Source organism: Segatella copri, assembly GCF_019249655.2.
Taxonomy (GTDB): Bacteria; Bacteroidota; Bacteroidia; order Bacteroidales; family Bacteroidaceae; genus Prevotella.
In genome coordinates, this window is sequence record NZ_CP137557.1 from 460,595 (window position 1) to 476,437 (window position 15,843).

A 15,843-nucleotide genomic window follows, 5' to 3' on the forward strand; every position below is an offset into this window, starting at 1 on the left:
TTTTTATTAATCCTGATATGGAATCATCGCCAGGGCGTCTGCAATCTTCTCGATGCCTTCCTGCAATGGCTTCTTCACCATACCCTTGATAAACATGTTGAGCTCAGCCTTGATGGTGAGCTTCATCTTGCATGAGAATTCTCCTGTAGGGAGCAGCTGAATCCAGAAGTTGAACGGGATAGGGCTGTTCTCTGTCTCGAATTTGATGGTCTTGGGAAAATCTCTGTCGATGATGCGCATCTTCAGGTCGCCCACCATTGGGGCGTTGATCGTGATGCTGTCGCTGTCGAATCTCAGGTCCTTGAGTTTCTCCATTTCCTTTCTCTTGTCCTCAGGAATCTGGTCTTTCACCTGCTCGAAGCGGTCCTTGAGCACCTGCAGGTTGTTGAGGTCGCTCAAAGTGTTAAAAACAGATTCCTGCTTGTGAGGAATCTGTTTGATATTACTTTCGAATGTACTTGTACTCATTATTGATGGGTCAAAAATTACTTCTTCCAGTTAGCTGGGTCCTTGCGCCACTCGTGGAGCAACTCTACGTCTTCCTGCTTGATGTAGCCTGTCTCCAAAGCCTCTGCCACTACGTGCTCGTAGTCTGTCAGGGTAACCAACTTTACGTTAGCGTCTGCAAAAGCCTTCTCTGCTACAGGGAAACCGTATGTGTAGCTAGCTACCATACCTACAATCTCGTTGCCGTTCTTGCGGAGTGCCTCTACTGCCTTGAGTGAGCTGCCGCCGGTAGAAATCAAGTCTTCTACTACAACAACCTTAGCCTTAGGGTCGAGCTCTCCTTCGATGAGGTTCTGCATACCGTGATCCTTTGGTTTAGAACGAACGTAAACGAAAGGCAGGTGCAACTCGTCGGCTACCAATGCACCCTGTGCGATGGCACCTGTAGCAACACCAGCTACAGCGTCAGCCTCTGGGAACTGTTCCAGGATGGCGTGTACGAGTTCGAGCTTCACATAGTTGCGGAGTTCTGGGAAAGACAATGTCTTGCGGTTGTCGCAATAGAATGGTGACTTCCAACCAGAAGCCCATGTGAATGGATCGTTAGGCTGCAATTTGATAGCCTTAACCTTCAATAACTTAGATGCGAATTCTTTCTTCAGTTTGTCCATAATTCTAAAAGGATTAAATAATTATAATTTATATCTGCAAAGGTACGACAAAAAAATGATTAATCATCATAAATGGCTTATTAATTATAGATTTTTAATCGTGTGTCCATCCGATGGTGGTGATGCTGAATTTCATCTTGCCCGCCTTGAGCAGTTCTTCGCAGCAGGATACGAGGGTGGCGCCTGTGGTGCAGACGTCGTCGATGATGAGTAGATGCTTTCCGGCAAGGTTGGCGATGGGGTGCCTGCCTTGGGCGTCGTGATAGAATGCTGATGCCTGGAACACGTGCTTTACGTTTTCCTGTCTTTCCGATCTGCTTTTGTGGGTCTGACTTTCTGTAAACACAGTTCGTCTGATGGCATCCGTGATGATGGGGAGTCCCGTTTTTTCCTGTATTCCCCTGGCTATCTCCTCGCTCTGGTTGTAGCCTCGCTCCTGTTGTCTTTTCCTGGTAATGGGAATGGGGATGATGGCGTCGATGCCTTCAAAGAAGTTGACTTCCAGTCCCTTGCTTCCGATGAGTCTGCCCAGATAGGTGCCGATATCGGGGCGATGATGGTATTTCAGCTGGTAGATGGCATTGCTGGTCTTGGAGTGGCTGCCGTAGTAGATGAGTGCGGCGCATCGCTCGATGGGGATGCGTCCCCAGAACATCTTTGCCATCTCGTTTTCGTAGGGGTCGCTCCAGGTCATGGTGAGGGGGAGGTGCTTGAGGCAGTTAATGCAAAGCATCTCTTCCGAACCCAGCAGTCTGTTGTCGCATACGGGACAATAGCGGGGCAGGAGCAGGTTGATGATTTTCCCTAAAATACTGAGTCGCATCCTTCTATCAGATCTTCTTCTTTCATTTTGTCGATGCACTTGTGGATAACGTCCATGCTGTAGCCTCTTCCCAGGGCAAAGCGGATGAGTTTCATCGAACGCTCGTAGTCGTTCTTCGCCTTGATGCTCTTGTATTTGCTTTTCAAGAGGGGGAGGAGGGTTTCCATATACATGTCGTCCTCGATTTCCTCGAAGATGGGGTCGGAGATTTCCTTCGGGATATGCTTCATCCAGAGGGCCTGCTCCACCTTGCGGCGGCCCCATTTGTTGTACTTTATCTTGTCGTTGATGAAGAATCGGGCAAAGCGTTCATCGTCGATGAACTTTTTCTGGGTCAGGAATTCCATGTTTCGGGCGATGGCATCCTCGGGCAGTTCCCACTTCTTCATCTTGTCGAGCATTTCCTGCGAGCAATGTTCGGCTTGCGTGCAGAGGGTAGTGAGCTTCAGCAGAGCCTGCTGCTCTGTCATCGGCTTCTTGGGGCGCTTGGGCTTGTTGTAATATTCCATAATGCATTTAATTTTATTTTATTTCTTTGCTTTCATCATTCTCTTCTTTCCGAAAGCATCTTCCTTGGTTTCAATATCCTTGAAACCAAGTTCTTCCAGCATTTCCCTGGTCTCCTTTTCGTAGATAGGATTGATTTCGAAGTATAATGCTCCTTCGGGTTTGAGAGCAGATGATGCATATTCTGCGATGGCACGATAGAACTTCAGCGGATCTTCATCAGGAACGAAGAGGGCGATGCTCGGTTCGTGCTCCAGCACATTCTTTTCCATATCTGCTTTCTCCTTTTCGCAGATATAAGGAGGATTGCTCACGATGATGTCTGCTGTTTCTGCAGCTTTCGGCAACATCAAGGCATCCTGATACTCTATTCTAACATTTCCGGTCTTCAGCATTTCCACATTCCCCTGTGCTATTCGGAGGGCATCTTCCGAAATATCCCATCCTGTAACCTCAGAATTAGGAATGTTGAGTCCTAATGTGATGGCGATGCAGCCGGATCCCGTGCAAATATCAAGAATTTGCTTCCTTTCATCTGCCTTCAGAGATGAAACTTCCTCCTCTATCCACTGGCAGAGTTCTGCCGTTTCAGGTCTTGGAATCAGTACGCCCGGCTCCACATGGAAGGTTCTTCCCGCAAAGTCGGCTTTGCCCAAAACATACTGCACCGGCTCGCCATTTTGCAGTCTTGCGATAATTTCTTCCAGATTTCTTTCTTCGTCTGAAGATAATTCATTAACTTTGCCGCAGATTATGTCGGTCAGAGTCATTCCGTACTCCACATCAAGCACGGTGCGGACGATAGCCTGCGCTTCGCCAGCATCATAGAGTGGGGTGAGGGATTGCCAAAACTGTTGGTACGTTTTCATCTTGATATTGCTTATTGCTATTTGATTTGAGAGCAAAGATACGACATTTTATCGAAAGTGAGTAAAAAAACAGAAGAAAAGTTGATTATGGAACAAAATAAAGTATCTTTTCTGGATCCGAAGACGGGAGAGCCGCTCTCTCAGCAGGAGATTGATGAAATGTTCATGCGCCGCTGCCTGCAGTTGGCGAAGAACGGCAGACAGAATGCGAAGCCTAATCCTATGGTGGGCGCCGTCATCGTGAGCAGCGAGGGCAGAATCATAGGCGAAGGCTATCATGTGCGTTGTGGCGAGGGCCATGCCGAGGTGAATGCCTTTGCATCGGTTAAGCCTGAGGATGAGCATCTTTTAAAGGATGCCACCATCTATGTAAGTCTCGAACCCTGTTCGCATTATGGCAAGACGCCTCCTTGCGCCGACCTTATCGTAAGAAAAGGTGTGAAGAGATGCGTCTGTGGCTGCGTGGATCCTTTTGCCAAGGTGCAGGGACGTGGCATCCAGAAGATTCGTGAGGCAGGAATCGAGGTAACGGTGGGTGTTCTGGAGGCGGAATGCCTCGAACTGAACAAGCGTTTCATCACTTTCAATACCCATCAACGACCATACATCATCCTGAAATGGGCGCAGACGGCGAATGGCTTTCTGGATAATAATTTTCAGGGCATGGCGATTTCTACGCCATTCACCAAGATGCTTTCGCATAAGCTCCGTGCCGAGAACGATGCCATCCTGGTAGGTAGAATCACCGATGAGCGTGACCACAGCCAGCTCAACGTAAGAGACTGGAGCGGCAAGGATCCGATGCGACTGGTCATCGACCGCCGTCATCCTTGTTTCGAGGGCTTGGATTTCTCCAAGGGTAAGGAAGAGGTTTTGAAGCAGATGATGCAGTACTTATATAATAATAAGGTGCAGTCGCTGATAGTAGAAGGTGGCACCATCACCCATCAGGCTTTCCTCGATGCCGGATTATGGGATGAAATCAGGGTAGAAACATCTTTATCCACATCTGTGGAAAACGTGGTAACTGCCGGAACAGCAGCACCAAAGCTTCCTCATAACATCCGGTTAATCAACCATGAGGCGTATGATAATAATATTATAAATAATTACGAACGAGTATGAGCAATAGATTTACATCGCGCCTGAGCGATAACGACGATTTCAAGCGAGACGAGTTGATTCGCAAGATAGAGCATGCCGTGGAGCACATGACGCTCGCTGAGCTGGAAGCCCTGTCGTATGACATGTTTACCAAGGGCTACATCCAGGATTACTAAACATTCAGGCATAAGACAAGATATAAAAAAGGTGGGTGCTGCAGCAATTCGTGTAGCACCCACCTTTTTTATATCTTATTCTTTATTTCCTTTATTTCACCATTGGAGTGAAGCGCAAGGTGAACTCATGAGCTCCTGTTGGAGTCATGTACTGTGGCAGACAAGAGTCGCCACCACAACTGCGGTTACCGATGCCACGCTGCCAGAAATCGAAGTGAGCGAAAATCTGGTTAGAGCGTACCAGGTCGTAAGGATGCTTGCCACCATAGAATACGTCGTAGTTGAACTGGGCATCATCGAAGTGAGACAACGAGAAGGCTACCATGCCCTCGGTGGTAATCTGCAACTTTGTGCTGTTGTTGTCCAATGTCAACTGGCGCAAGCCCTGGCGGTCGCCCATGGTCTGAGGAGCACTCTGCTCTTCGAACATGCCATCCACGGTGGTCTTGTACAAACCTAACAGCGAACCTCTCTGGCGGTCGATGTAGTTGCTCCAAGGACCCTTGGCATAATACTCCACGTTCTCGAAACCAGGAGCAAACTGCATGGTAATACCGATTCTTCGGGTTTCCTCAGAAGAATTGTTGGTAGTCACCTTCATATCCACGGTTCCGTTAGGATAGATGATGTAAGCAATCTGGTGAGTATCCTTACCATTGGTAACGGCAGTTTCCACAACCACGTTCTTGCCCTGCTTCTTAGGAGCCTTCACCATCATCTTCTTACCGGTGAGTGCACCCTCTTCCTTGTTCTCGTTCTTGGCAACACCACCTGTAGCACCCAGGTTCACGTTGTCGTTGGCGATGCGGCGGAAGCCGTTGAAGTCAGGACCAGCGTTAGGCTGAACGAGCTGAGTATTGCGATAAGTCCAGTTGGCGATGGTACCATCCTCTGCGAATGTGATGCTGAAGTCCTTGCCGGTGATGGTGTTATCCTTCACCTTCAGCTTGCCCTTCTCCTGGATAGCTGGCAACTTGCCATGGTCTTTCTGTACGAAGGTAGGGTCGGCTACAGATGTGCTGCCTGCGTTCTCTGCAGAAAGCTTGAACTGCTGCTGAGCCATCATATAACCCTGCTTGCTCCAGGAAGTAGCCTTCTTCAGGATGAGGCTGAAGGTGATGACATACTCTGCCTTATCATCTACAGCGGTGGTGTATGGGATGTTGATATCGCAGGTCTTGCCTGGCAATACAGATGGGATAGCCACCTGATTCTTCTCTACAGATACGCCATTGCGGAGCACTTCGTAGTTGAGATTATAGATATCAGCCAGGTTGGTGAATGCGCACTTGTTCTTCAGGGTGAGCACGCGACTGTAGAAAGACTCGAAGTTCACATCTCTGTAAACATACTTCACCTCGGTGAGCTTGGCTGTCCATTCTCTGCCTGGAGTAATGATACCGTTGCTCATGAAGTCGCCCTGGAATCCTCTGTAACCGTTGTTCATCTTGGTATAGTCGTAACCGGATGTGTAGTAGTGGAGTCCGGTTTTAGGATCCTTCAGAGGAAGTCCCTTGCGGATGCGGCGTGTATCGTAGATACCCTGGTCAACCCAGTCCCAGATGCAGCCACCGGTGATACCGGTACTAGCCTCGATGAGATCCCAGTATTCCTGCAGGTTACCCACAGCCTGACCCATGGCATGAGCATACTCACAGATGAAGTAAGGCTTGTTGTTGAGGCCGTTCATCTGCTTCTTCACAACCTCGATTCTTGGATACATGTCTGAACCGAAGTCTGAGTACTTGGCACCGTGATTGTAGCCCTCGTAGTGAACCCAAGCGTCGCGACCAGGCAAAAGCTCCTTCACCTTATCGTAGGTAGCCTGGAAGTTGTCGCCACCGCCCGACTCGTTACCGAGCGACCAGAATACCACGCTAGGATGGTTGCGGTCTCTCAATACCATGCGCTCTGTGCGGTCCACGTAGGTAGCGCGCCAGGAAGGATTGTTAGAGAGTGAGTGGTTGTTGTGGCACTCCACATCGGCCTCGTTCATGCAGTACAATCCGTAGTAGTCGAACATGGCATACATCTTAGCCTGACGAGGATAGTGACTGGTACGAACGGTGTTCACATTGGCCTGCTTCATCAGGATTACGTCGCGAAGCATGGTTTCCACGTCGATGGCGTGACCATAGAGTGGATGAATATCCTGGGTGTTGACACCCTTGAAGAATACTCGCTTGCCGTTTACATAAACCAGTTTGCCCTTGATGGCAACATCTCTGAAACCGTATTTGGTAGAGAATACCATCTCTTCCTTGTCGCCTGCCTTCTGTCGGACGATAACGGTATAGAGGTTAGGCTGCTCTGAGGTCCAAGCCTTCAGACCAGTCAGGTTGTCGATGGTAAGGCGGCAGCTCTTCTCGCCGTCCTTGGCAGTCATGGCAACCTGTGCCGACTGCTTGCCAACAGATTTTCCCTGAGGGTCGAGGAGCTCAATCTCCAGCGTCTTCTCAGATTTCTCCTTGGCAGCGTTATTGATAGTCAGGTCAACATTCAGTTTGCCCGATGCATAATCGCTGTTCAGGGCTGAAGTGATGTAATGATCTGCTACGAAGGTCTTTGGAGTAGCTACGAGATAAACATCGCGGTGGATTCCACCCAGGTGCCACATATCCTGACCCTCCAGATAAGAGCCATCGCTCCAGCGGTAAACGCGAACCGATACGTTGTTGTTGCCCTTGCGAACCAGGTTGGTGACATCGAATTCAGCATCTGTATTGGCACCCTGTGAATAGCCGGCATACTTACCGTTTACCCAAACCACGATGGCGCTGCAGGCACCGTCGAAGTGCAGGAACACGCGCTTGCCAGTTTCCCAACCCTCTGGCAGGTTGAAGTTACGGCGATAGGAACCTACCGGATTCTTGTCGAAATTGTCCTTGAAGGCTGTGATGAATGGCGGTTTGTTCTCGAAAGGATAGCCCACATTATTATATACAGGCACATCATATCCAGCCATTTCCCAGTTGAGAGGCACCTGGAGTTCCTTCCATGAAGAAACATCGGCGTTGTCTGCCCAGAAATCATCCTTCTCAGGCTTGCCCTGTTTCCAGTCGGCAGTATAGTGGAACTTCCACTTGCCGTTGAGCAACAGATAATTGGCACGCTTAGGGGTGAGCCATGGGAATTTGTAGTAATCGTCCTTCTGCATGGTGGCAGTAGAAGAATATGGCACGAAAGTAGCATGGGCTTTTTCTTTGCGATCCTCAAACTTAGTCTCGTCTTCTACCCATTTGTCTGTAAACGGACAAACGTCAACTTTGGTCTCCACCACCTTCTTCACCTTTTTCTTGGTATGTCTAGGCTGTGCAACAGCTGATGCGCTGAAGAGGAAGGTCAGTACAACCGCAGCTCCCCAAAATAAATGTTTTTGTTTCATTGTCTGGTTGAATTATTAATAATTACAAGTTAGCTAGTTATGAATCTGTTTAGATTTGGTGCAAAGATACAAAAAATATCGTTTCGCGCAAAATAAAAGTGCGCTATTTTGCGCGAAATGGGATAAAAAAGCGGTTTCGCGCAAAATAGTGATGCGCTATTCTGTGCAAAACAGGGTAAATATGTTGTTAATATTCTGTCTTACTATATATAGGGGCATCATTCCGAAGCCACCACACAGATCTATCTCAATTCCATTAAAAGCTCAGAAGTGGATGATGCCAACGCCAAAATACTGGCAGCCTTATAAGCTACAAAAAAGAATAAAAAGAGGGATTTCGAAAAATGAACCAAAATGAACCAATTTTTCTGAATCTTTACATAAGAGACACAGAAATGTCGAAAACATTCGTTCAATCAACTACTTAGAAAAATGCGCACGAAAAGAATGCTAAAAAAATGTTGAATTTCGCTGAATGATATTATTTTTTAACACGCATAATTTGCTAGTTTCCAACAATTTTCGTATTTTTGCAGGGAGATCCTGTGTCTCTTATGTAGAGATTCAGATGATCGACATCAAAAAACGAACTTGATTCGCATGATAAAAGAGACAAATATACAAGCACAGGTTACGTCCACTATTGCAGGGGACGACGGCGAAGCCGTGGCGAAAAGTGAAGAAAACGCTAAGAAAAAGGCTCCCCAAACGCCTAATGAAGGGCTTGAAAAACCAGCTGATGCAGGATGGTATGTGGCTGTAGTGAGAGTGAACTGTGAAACGAGAATAGCTGATTCAATACGAATCAATCTTAATCACAATCATGTTTGGTTTGATTACTGGATTCCCAAGGTAAAAGTAGTTTATTTAGACAAGCGTTCCAATAAGCGAAAAGTGAAAGAAAAGCTATTTCTTTCCACCTTCATCTTTTGTAACGTCTCTTCGAGACAACTTGACAAAATCCGCTTCCGTTCGGATGTGTATAAGATGCTGACGATGCCAGGTCAAAGGAAAATATACCAAATTCCCGACCAGGTTATTGCCAACTATCGATATTTTGTAGAGAATGATGAAGAACCTGTCACTGCTGCCCCTGCTCCTTTGAAGAAAGGTATCAAAGTGCGAGTGGTATCTGGTAGCATGAAAGGTGTGGAAGCATACGTACAGAGCTATAATGGCAAGAAAGCCGTCATCGGCAGTGAGATTAAGTATATCAGTGGTGCAACGCTTACGATAAGTAGAAATTTACTAGAAATCGTTGAAGAAAGTTGAGTTGTAGAATGAACTTGTTGCATTAAAAACTATGAGTTATCTGAGTTAACATAAAGCTCTAAAGCAGCCAAAGGAGAATAAGAGAGGTTGGAACGTAAACAGTTGGGAATGAGTAGATTTGCACAAAATTGCCAAATCGGCATAAAGCAAGCGAGTGAGGAATATTGAAGTAGTTCAGTTACTAAATCGTGAGCCACAGTTACCTATGCAAAGCAGGTAACAATGCGGAAAGGCAACTTTGTGCATCAACGGATTTTATTGCGCTGATTCTCAATGTTTTACGTATCAAGGAACGCTTACAAAATGATTATATTTGCACACTCAAAATGTAAGCGTTATGAAAATCGAAAAATTCAAGGTGTTGCTCTACCTAAAAAAGAGCGGAATGGACAAGAATGGAAAAGCTCCCATCATGGGACGCATCACGGTGAACAGGACTATGGCGCAGTTCTCCTGCAAGTTGTCTTGCACTCCATCGCTTTGGAATCCTCGTGCCAGCCGATTGGAGGGCAAGAGCAAGGAAGCCGTGGAGACCAACAAGGACATCGAGCAGTTGTTGCTTTCCATCCAAAAGGCTTTCGATGTGCTTGTGGAAAAGAGAACGGACTTCGAGGCTAAGGATGTCAAGGAGGCCTTGCAGGGCAGCGTCAAGACACAGACCACCCTTCTCTCCTTCGTGGACGAGCATATCAGCGAACTCAGCACCCATGAGGGCATCGATATGTCGAAGAGCAGTGTCTGGACTTACAGAAAGATTCGCAAGAATCTCGCTGAGTTCATCGGGGAGAAGTATAGGTTGACTGATTTGGCTTTCGGACAGCTGACCGAGCCTTTCATCAGTGACTTTCACCATTACCTGCTTGACGAGAAAGGCTTTTCATCAGGAACCATCACCATCTATGTGTCGCTCTTCAAGAAGATGTGCCGCATCGCCTTTGAGCGAGGCTTGTGCAAGAACCTGCTGTTCGCCCATTATCGGGTTGGCACTCCAAAGGTTACGACACCCAAGGCTCTCAGCATGTCTGATTTCATAAAAATCCGTGATGCGGAACTACCCGAAGACAAACCGAGACTATCCGTTAGCCGTGACCTGTTTCTTTTCGCCTGCTATGCAGGAACAGCCTTCATAGACACCGTTTCCATCACGAAAGCCAATGTCAAGGTGTTGGAGGATGGTGACAAATGGCTCGTCTATAACCGCAAGAAGACCGGAACACTTGCCAGGGTGAAACTCCTGCCCGAGGCGTTGGAGCTGATGGCGAGATACGAGGACGGGGCAAGAGATACCCTTTTCCCATTGCTGAGCACGAATCGTGTTCGTATCGATCTCATAACCATCTGCAAGTTGGCGGAAACGAGCAAGACCTATTCCTACCATTCGGGACGACACTCGTTCGCCAGCCTCATTACGCTGGAGGCTGGTGTGCCGATGGAGACCATCTGCAAGATGCTCGGTCACAAGGATGTGAAGATGACGCAGCGGTATGCGAGAGTAACCCAAAAGAAGCTGTTTGAGGACATGGACAAGTTCATCGCTGCAACCGAGAAGGACTTCGTTCTCGCATTATGAACAAGGCTTTCAACTTTTCTTTTTACAGTTTCAACTACATTATTATATTATAAGGACAACAACTATGAGCAGAAGTACATTTTCAATTTTGCCTTACATCAACAGACAGAAGGTGAAGGCAGACGGAACAGCCAACATACTTTGCCGCATCACCGTTGACGGCAAAAGCGCAGCCATTTCCACAGGCATATCCTGTACCCCACAGGAGTGGAACGCCAAGAAGGGAGAGGTACGGAACGCAAGGGACAACGGACGATTGGCAAGTTTCCTTGCTGAGGTCAAGGATAAATACAACTCACTTCTTACCACCAATGGCATCATCACCGTGGAAATGCTGAAGGCTGTGTTGAAGGACAAGGACACGACAGGAAAATACTTGCTGAGTTTTGGCGATACCATCGTGGAATGGTACAGAACGGCAAGAGCTAGGCAAACCTTTCTGCACAAGCGAACATGGCAGAAGAACCTGAGAGCCTTTGTCCATTCGTTGGATAAGGACGACATCGCCTTTGAGGACATAGACGAGAATTTCGGGGAGGAATACAAGCTATTCCTGAAACGAGACCAGGGACGTATCGACAGCTACGTGAACCATTGCCTTCTCTGGCTGAACATGTTGATGTACAAGGCAGTGGACAGGAGAATTATCCGCTTCAATCCCATAGCCAAGATAGGGTATGAGAAGAAGGCAGCCCCGAAGATGACCCATATCAGCAAGGCAGACTTCATCAAGATGCTCTCTACCCCGATGGCTGACGAGCGAACGGAGCTTGCACGCAGATGTTTCATTTTTGCCTCGCTCACCTCCTTATCCTATATAGATGTAAAGAAACTGTACCCTCACCATATCAGTGAGAACTCCGAGGGTAGGAAGTTCATCCGCAAGGAAAGAGAGAAGACAGGCGTGGAGTTCTTCGTGCCACTCCATCCGATAGCCGAGAAGATTCTTTCGCTCTACAATACCACGGACGACAGCAAGCCTGTTTTTCCACTGGGTGAGAAGAAAGACATCTATCTTGATGTGCATACCCTTGGAATGGTGCTTGGCATAAGTAATAAGTTGGGATTCCACGCCAGCCGCCATACATTCGGAGTCTTGATGCTCAACGAGGACATTCCCATCGGCAGCATAGCCAAGATGATGGGACACGCAGACATTACAAGCACACAGGTCTATGCGCAGGTGACGGAGCAGAAGATTTCAAATGACATGGATAAGCTTATTGCCAAGCGGGAAAGGAACAGATTATCGAACGAAAAAACTATTGGAAAATGAACAGAGGAGTTATAACAATCAGCGAGAGCGGAACGGTATCCATGCCGACCGATACTGTATGGATGACCATGCAGGAGATTGCCGACATGTATAATGTGTTCGGCTGCTATGTGCGCAAGGCTGTCAAGGCTATATTCAAGGATGGCATTCTGAAAGAGCAGGGTGTACGCCGTCATGTCAGGAAGAACGACCGCATCAGCTATGATGTGTATAGTCTTGAACTCGTCATTGCGGTAGCCTTCCGTATTGACAGCATTGAGAGCAGAGCCTTTCGGGAGTTCATCATGCAGTCCGTCATCGGCAGACAGACAAGCCGTACTAAACTGGTCTGTATCTTTACAGAGAATGCAATGGCATAGACCTGCCATAAAGCAACGTTCCTTGGAGGCTTTGCGCCTCCAGCCACTTGGGCGAACCACCGCAGTGTGTTTTAGCATGGTATTAGATTTTATACAGACCATACGGAGAACACCCGGCAAACACGACCAACTCGGTATAGCCAATAAAACGAGGCGACAACCTATAACAACCACGCTCGGTAAGTTATACGTTGTCGCCTTGTTCATTTCACCCCACTCATCAAGGACATGTATTTCTCCTACAAGCCCTTCATTCTGTACGCCTCACGATAGTTAGCCATCAGAATCTTCTGAATGTCGGACTCGCGGTAGAGTATCTTTCCGCCAAGCTGGATATACGGGATGACACCGTTGTTTCGGTAGTCCTGCAGGGTTCTTCGGCTCAGTTGCAGCCTGGCGCAAAGCTCCTTGTCCGTCATGAAGCGCTCACCGCCAAGCATGGGGCGGTAGTTCATCACGGCACGTTCAAAATTGTCAACCATTCGGTTGAGGTGGTTCACGATGTGGTTCATCCACTCGCTGTTTCTTGTCATTACTTCATTGTTCATAGTTGTCTCGTTTTATTGTTAATACTTACGTTACTCGGTTTACTTGCTGCATTGGATAAAGTGGCTGTTGTATATTGACAGCCTCCTAACCTGTGCGCTTGCGAAAGCGCATGTCCTTTTTCTTGTCCTCCACTACTGCTACGATAGCCATCACGTCCTCCGGCTTGTAGTAGGTCTTGTGGCTGATTTGCGTATAAGCCAATGTTCCGTTGTCCCGAAGCGTCTGCACTGTCCGTGGGCAGATGTTGAGCGTCTGACACACGTCCTGCGTGTCGAGCCACTTGTTCATGGTCTTGTCCTCACTGCGCTCACGGATTCTGTCCATGCGCTTCACGAAGTTCTCCAACTGGGCATCAAGATAGTTGAATGCCTCTTCCTCGAATACGATGAATCCCATACTTTTCTTTTTTCTAAGTTAATACTATGTTATATGTCGCAAAGCTCCACGCATATGCTGTGCTCCACGTTTGTGAGTGCAAAGATAAGGCACGGCAATCTAAAAACAAGCGTTTTCAATTTCTGTGGCAGTATGTTGCCGGGGTTTGCCGACTTCAACGCCAAAAACAACAAGAAAAACTTGCACGACTGCAACGAATACATGAACAATGATGAGTTGAGAAATACGTTGAAGTTCTCACAACTATCTCGGTATGCAAATAAGCAAGCCACAACTAAATTGCCACGTTACACCCAATCAGTTGCATGGCTGCACTCAGTACACTTACTTTGCACCCGACAATCGGTCAATGGTGCAAACCGTGACCACTATACTAACAAATAAAACAGCATAAGCTATGGCAAGAACAAAAGATGTAGTCTTGGCTCCTGAGCAAAAGGAGCTGATGGAAAAAGAGTATTTGGATTTTGTTAAACCATCTACGTATGGCAACAAAGCCAATCCAAGTAGTTGTGATTCTCTCTATGATGATGTAGAGAACCCAGAGTTGAGAGCAATTGTAGAGAAAGTTGCTGCAACAACTCCCTATAGAGAGGAAACATCAACGAACGAGGCTCAATCGCCACCGAATCCGCAGAAGCGCATCAGTGGCAAGCAGCGCAAGGCGACATTGGAGGAGTATCAGCAGACCTTCCTCCAGGTTCCAAGGATTGACGACCGCAAGCCAGTCTTCGTCAGTTCCGATGTACGAGACCGTCTTGATCGTGTCGTCCGCATCCTCGGAGGGAGACGCATGAGCGTATCGGGCATCATCGAGAACATCGTGCGCCACCACCTAAGCCTTTATGAAGAGGACTTCGAGGCTTGGCGCAAATTGTGAGAATTAAGGTCTGCGACCTTGGACGTGGATAGCTGAAAGGCTGTAGTTCCAACTAACGTGTTCTGAGAGGGAGCGAGGTTATGTTTTGGGAACCCCAAAACGCCTCGCTCCACCATGATGGCGGAGGAATTTTGCTCCCGACGGTCGCAGAAAGTGAGTGTACCAACTGTAAACAGTATATCGAATGACAAGCATACAGGAACAGAATAGGAAAAAGGGCGGAAGACCGCCCACAGGCAGGGTTCGCAAGCTGTCGAAGTCTGTCACGGTGAAGTTCTCGAAGCCAAGCTACGAGGCTTTGAGACTGAGGGCAAGAAAAGTCAACCGCAAGTTGGCGGAGTATATCCGTGAGTCAGCCTTGAATGGCGAGGTGGTCAGCGGACACAATGCAGAGACGGTAGCCATTGCCAAGAATCTCATTGGTATGGCGAACAACCTCAACCAACTTACCAAGCTGTCGCATCAGAGAGGTTTCCATGAAACCCATGTATATGTGGTGGACTTGTTGAGAAGATTGAAATCCATCCTTGGTGAGTATCGCCAAGCAAGTTCTAAACCGAAGCCAAGCGGAATGAACAGAAAGGAGGATACCACATGATAGGAAAGCTAAAGAAAGGGGCATCCTTTGGTGGTTGCATCCGCTATGTGACAGGCAAGGACGAGGCGAAAATCCTTGCTTCCGATGGTGTTCTGCTCGGCACGAATGCCGAGATAACGCAAAGTTTCGAGCTGCAAAGGCAACTAAATCCAAGGATTAAGAAGCCTGTGGGGCACATAGCTTTGAGCTTCAAGCCCGAGGACAAGCCACGTTTGACGGATGAATTCATGGCTAAGATTGCCCTTGAATATATGCAGATGATGGACATCACTGATACCCAATTCATCATCGTAAGGCATCACAACACGGACAATCCACATTGTCATATCGTGTACAACCGCATCAATAACGAGGGCAAACTCATATCAGACAGGAATGATTACAGGCATAATGAGCAAGTGACCAAGGCTCTAAAATCCAAGTATGGACTGACTTATGGAACGGACAAGAGCAAGACTAACACTCGCAAATTACGCAATGCGGAGCGTGCCAAATACGAGATTTACAATGCCGTCAATGATGCTTTGAAAGTCGCAGATAGCTGGCAAAAGTTCAAGAGTGAGCTTGAAAAACGAGGTGTTCACCTGGAGCTTGTCTATAAAGACAAGGAGCGGAGCAAGGTTCAAGGCATCCGTTTTTGTAAGGATGGATATAGCTTCAAGGGTATGCAGATTAGCCGAGACTATAGCTTTGGCAAACTGAATGCGAGATTTGAGGGAATGGAGAACCATGTATCACCAAAATCCAACTCTACTCTGCAATACGAGCAAGGCTATCACAAGAGCAACCATGAGCCATCCATGTCGGATAGCAGCCAAGACCCTTGGGACGGCATTTCTTCCATCGGCTTGTTCGCTCCGTCTAATGCCCAAACTTATGAGTCATTCCCAGAGGATGAATCCGCCAAGAAGAAAAAGAGGAAACGCAGAAAGGGCTTCAGCCTTTGATGCAAGTTACAAAC

17 protein-coding genes are annotated in these 15,843 nt (G+C 47.6%); 9 read left to right on the forward strand and 8 right to left on the reverse strand.

Annotated elements, in window-relative coordinates; all coding sequences use genetic code 11:
• Positions 1–6: 6 nt before the first annotated feature.
• The 5 genes from KUA49_RS01830 to prmC all read right to left on the reverse strand — a co-directional run bounded on the left by KUA49_RS01830 (position 7) and on the right by prmC (position 3,317).
• Positions 7–468 carry a polyketide cyclase gene (locus tag KUA49_RS01830; protein WP_089543321.1) on the reverse strand — a complete coding sequence of 154 codons (462 nt, stop codon included), beginning with the start codon at positions 466–468 and terminating at the stop codon, positions 7–9.
• A 17-nt stretch (positions 469–485) separates the two neighbouring features.
• Positions 486–1,118 carry an orotate phosphoribosyltransferase gene (pyrE, locus tag KUA49_RS01835; protein WP_218412668.1) on the reverse strand — a complete coding sequence of 211 codons (633 nt, stop codon included), beginning with the start codon at positions 1,116–1,118 and terminating at the stop codon, positions 486–488.
• A 94-nt stretch (positions 1,119–1,212) separates the two neighbouring features.
• Complete coding sequence (locus tag KUA49_RS01840) at positions 1,213–1,941, reverse strand: ComF family protein (protein WP_218412667.1); 729 nt, start codon at positions 1,939–1,941, stop codon at positions 1,213–1,215.
• On the reverse strand, positions 1,923–2,450 hold the full coding sequence (locus KUA49_RS01845) for a regulatory protein RecX (protein ID WP_238405139.1): 528 nt from the start codon (positions 2,448–2,450) through the stop codon (positions 1,923–1,925). Before KUA49_RS01845 ends, KUA49_RS01840 begins: the two co-directional genes overlap by 19 nt.
• A gap of 18 nt (positions 2,451–2,468) precedes the next feature.
• Positions 2,469–3,317 carry a peptide chain release factor N(5)-glutamine methyltransferase gene (prmC, locus tag KUA49_RS01850; protein ID WP_218412666.1) on the reverse strand — a complete coding sequence of 283 codons (849 nt, stop codon included), beginning with the start codon at positions 3,315–3,317 and terminating at the stop codon, positions 2,469–2,471.
• Between the two features lie 87 nt (positions 3,318–3,404).
• Between prmC and ribD the strand changes: the two genes are divergently transcribed.
• Entirely contained in the window at positions 3,405–4,442 is a 1,038-nt protein-coding gene (gene ribD, locus KUA49_RS01855) for a bifunctional diaminohydroxyphosphoribosylaminopyrimidine deaminase/5-amino-6-(5-phosphoribosylamino)uracil reductase RibD (RefSeq protein ID WP_218412665.1), read from the forward strand.
• The gene (locus KUA49_RS01860) at positions 4,439–4,597 is read left to right on the forward strand and encodes a hypothetical protein (RefSeq protein ID WP_187360455.1); all 159 of its coding nucleotides are present in this window, start codon (positions 4,439–4,441) and stop codon (positions 4,595–4,597) included. The genes ribD and KUA49_RS01860 overlap by 4 nt, the downstream gene beginning before the upstream one ends.
• 91 nt (positions 4,598–4,688) lie before the next feature.
• On the opposite strand, the gene KUA49_RS01865 is transcribed toward KUA49_RS01860, so the two are convergent.
• Positions 4,689–7,982 carry a glycoside hydrolase family 2 TIM barrel-domain containing protein gene (locus KUA49_RS01865; RefSeq protein ID WP_218412664.1) on the reverse strand — a complete coding sequence of 1,098 codons (3,294 nt, stop codon included), beginning with the start codon at positions 7,980–7,982 and terminating at the stop codon, positions 4,689–4,691.
• Between the two features lie 600 nt (positions 7,983–8,582).
• On the opposite strand from KUA49_RS01865, the gene KUA49_RS01870 reads away from it, so the two are divergent.
• The 4 genes from KUA49_RS01870 to KUA49_RS01885 all read left to right on the forward strand — a co-directional run bounded on the left by KUA49_RS01870 (position 8,583) and on the right by KUA49_RS01885 (position 12,459).
• The gene (locus tag KUA49_RS01870; RefSeq protein WP_218412663.1) at positions 8,583–9,254 is read left to right on the forward strand and encodes a transcription termination/antitermination NusG family protein; all 672 of its coding nucleotides are present in this window, start codon (positions 8,583–8,585) and stop codon (positions 9,252–9,254) included.
• Positions 9,255–9,591: 337 nt separating this feature from the next.
• Positions 9,592–10,824 (forward strand): site-specific integrase, encoded by a 1,233-nt coding sequence (locus KUA49_RS01875; protein ID WP_318331656.1) that lies wholly within the window; start codon positions 9,592–9,594, stop codon positions 10,822–10,824.
• A 64-nt stretch (positions 10,825–10,888) separates the two neighbouring features.
• The gene (locus KUA49_RS01880; protein ID WP_318331657.1) at positions 10,889–12,100 is read left to right on the forward strand and encodes a site-specific integrase; all 1,212 of its coding nucleotides are present in this window, start codon (positions 10,889–10,891) and stop codon (positions 12,098–12,100) included.
• Positions 12,097–12,459 carry a hypothetical protein gene (locus tag KUA49_RS01885; protein WP_005942354.1) on the forward strand — a complete coding sequence of 121 codons (363 nt, stop codon included), beginning with the start codon at positions 12,097–12,099 and terminating at the stop codon, positions 12,457–12,459. Before KUA49_RS01880 ends, KUA49_RS01885 begins: the two co-directional genes overlap by 4 nt.
• A gap of 239 nt (positions 12,460–12,698) precedes the next feature.
• Here KUA49_RS01885 and KUA49_RS01890 read toward each other — a convergent pair whose 3' ends face one another.
• Together KUA49_RS01890 and KUA49_RS01895 are read right to left on the reverse strand one after the other, a co-directional pair.
• A complete protein-coding gene (locus tag KUA49_RS01890) occupies positions 12,699–13,007 on the reverse strand; it encodes a helix-turn-helix domain-containing protein (RefSeq protein WP_318331658.1) in 309 nt (102 codons plus the stop codon).
• Between the two features lie 85 nt (positions 13,008–13,092).
• Positions 13,093–13,404: a helix-turn-helix domain-containing protein gene (locus KUA49_RS01895; RefSeq protein WP_008656559.1), complete on the reverse strand. Its 312-nt coding sequence runs from the start codon at positions 13,402–13,404 to the stop codon at positions 13,093–13,095.
• 397 nt (positions 13,405–13,801) lie between these two features.
• Here KUA49_RS01895 and KUA49_RS01900 point away from each other — a divergent pair, with 397 nt between their 5' ends.
• From KUA49_RS01900 to KUA49_RS01910, 3 genes are all read left to right on the forward strand, one after another.
• The gene (locus tag KUA49_RS01900; RefSeq protein ID WP_117829707.1) at positions 13,802–14,284 is read left to right on the forward strand and encodes a DUF3408 domain-containing protein; all 483 of its coding nucleotides are present in this window, start codon (positions 13,802–13,804) and stop codon (positions 14,282–14,284) included.
• A gap of 184 nt (positions 14,285–14,468) precedes the next feature.
• The gene (locus tag KUA49_RS01905) at positions 14,469–14,882 is read left to right on the forward strand and encodes a plasmid mobilization protein (RefSeq protein ID WP_218413631.1); all 414 of its coding nucleotides are present in this window, start codon (positions 14,469–14,471) and stop codon (positions 14,880–14,882) included.
• Complete coding sequence (locus KUA49_RS01910; RefSeq protein ID WP_218413630.1) at positions 14,879–15,829, forward strand: relaxase/mobilization nuclease domain-containing protein; 951 nt, start codon at positions 14,879–14,881, stop codon at positions 15,827–15,829. Before KUA49_RS01905 ends, KUA49_RS01910 begins: the two co-directional genes overlap by 4 nt.
• The last annotated feature ends 14 nt before the right edge of the window (positions 15,830–15,843 follow it).

Excerpts from the sequence above, each read along its gene's own strand:
- KUA49_RS01865 (WP_218412664.1), bottom strand. The coding sequence starts at position 7,982 with ATGAAACAAAAACATTTATTTTGGGGAGCTGCGGTTGTACTGACCTTC.
- KUA49_RS01840 (WP_218412667.1), bottom strand. The coding sequence starts at position 1,941 with ATGCGACTCAGTATTTTAGGGAAAATCATCAACCTGCTCCTGCCCCGC.
- KUA49_RS01905 (WP_218413631.1), top strand. The coding sequence starts at position 14,469 with ATGACAAGCATACAGGAACAGAATAGGAAAAAGGGCGGAAGACCGCCC.
- prmC (WP_218412666.1), bottom strand. The coding sequence starts at position 3,317 with ATGAAAACGTACCAACAGTTTTGGCAATCCCTCACCCCACTCTATGAT.
- KUA49_RS01900 (WP_117829707.1), top strand. The coding sequence starts at position 13,802 with ATGGCAAGAACAAAAGATGTAGTCTTGGCTCCTGAGCAAAAGGAGCTG.
- KUA49_RS01830 (WP_089543321.1), bottom strand. The coding sequence starts at position 468 with ATGAGTACAAGTACATTCGAAAGTAATATCAAACAGATTCCTCACAAG.
- KUA49_RS01910 (WP_218413630.1), top strand. The coding sequence starts at position 14,879 with ATGATAGGAAAGCTAAAGAAAGGGGCATCCTTTGGTGGTTGCATCCGC.
- KUA49_RS01885 (WP_005942354.1), top strand. The coding sequence starts at position 12,097 with ATGAACAGAGGAGTTATAACAATCAGCGAGAGCGGAACGGTATCCATG.
- KUA49_RS01875 (WP_318331656.1), top strand. The coding sequence starts at position 9,592 with ATGAAAATCGAAAAATTCAAGGTGTTGCTCTACCTAAAAAAGAGCGGA.
- KUA49_RS01895 (WP_008656559.1), bottom strand. The coding sequence starts at position 13,404 with ATGGGATTCATCGTATTCGAGGAAGAGGCATTCAACTATCTTGATGCC.
- pyrE (WP_218412668.1), bottom strand. The coding sequence starts at position 1,118 with ATGGACAAACTGAAGAAAGAATTCGCATCTAAGTTATTGAAGGTTAAG.
- KUA49_RS01845 (WP_238405139.1), bottom strand. The coding sequence starts at position 2,450 with ATGGAATATTACAACAAGCCCAAGCGCCCCAAGAAGCCGATGACAGAG.
- KUA49_RS01890 (WP_318331658.1), bottom strand. The coding sequence starts at position 13,007 with ATGAACAATGAAGTAATGACAAGAAACAGCGAGTGGATGAACCACATC.
- KUA49_RS01880 (WP_318331657.1), top strand. The coding sequence starts at position 10,889 with ATGAGCAGAAGTACATTTTCAATTTTGCCTTACATCAACAGACAGAAG.
- ribD (WP_218412665.1), top strand. The coding sequence starts at position 3,405 with ATGGAACAAAATAAAGTATCTTTTCTGGATCCGAAGACGGGAGAGCCG.
- KUA49_RS01860 (WP_187360455.1), top strand. The coding sequence starts at position 4,439 with ATGAGCAATAGATTTACATCGCGCCTGAGCGATAACGACGATTTCAAG.
- KUA49_RS01870 (WP_218412663.1), top strand. The coding sequence starts at position 8,583 with ATGATAAAAGAGACAAATATACAAGCACAGGTTACGTCCACTATTGCA.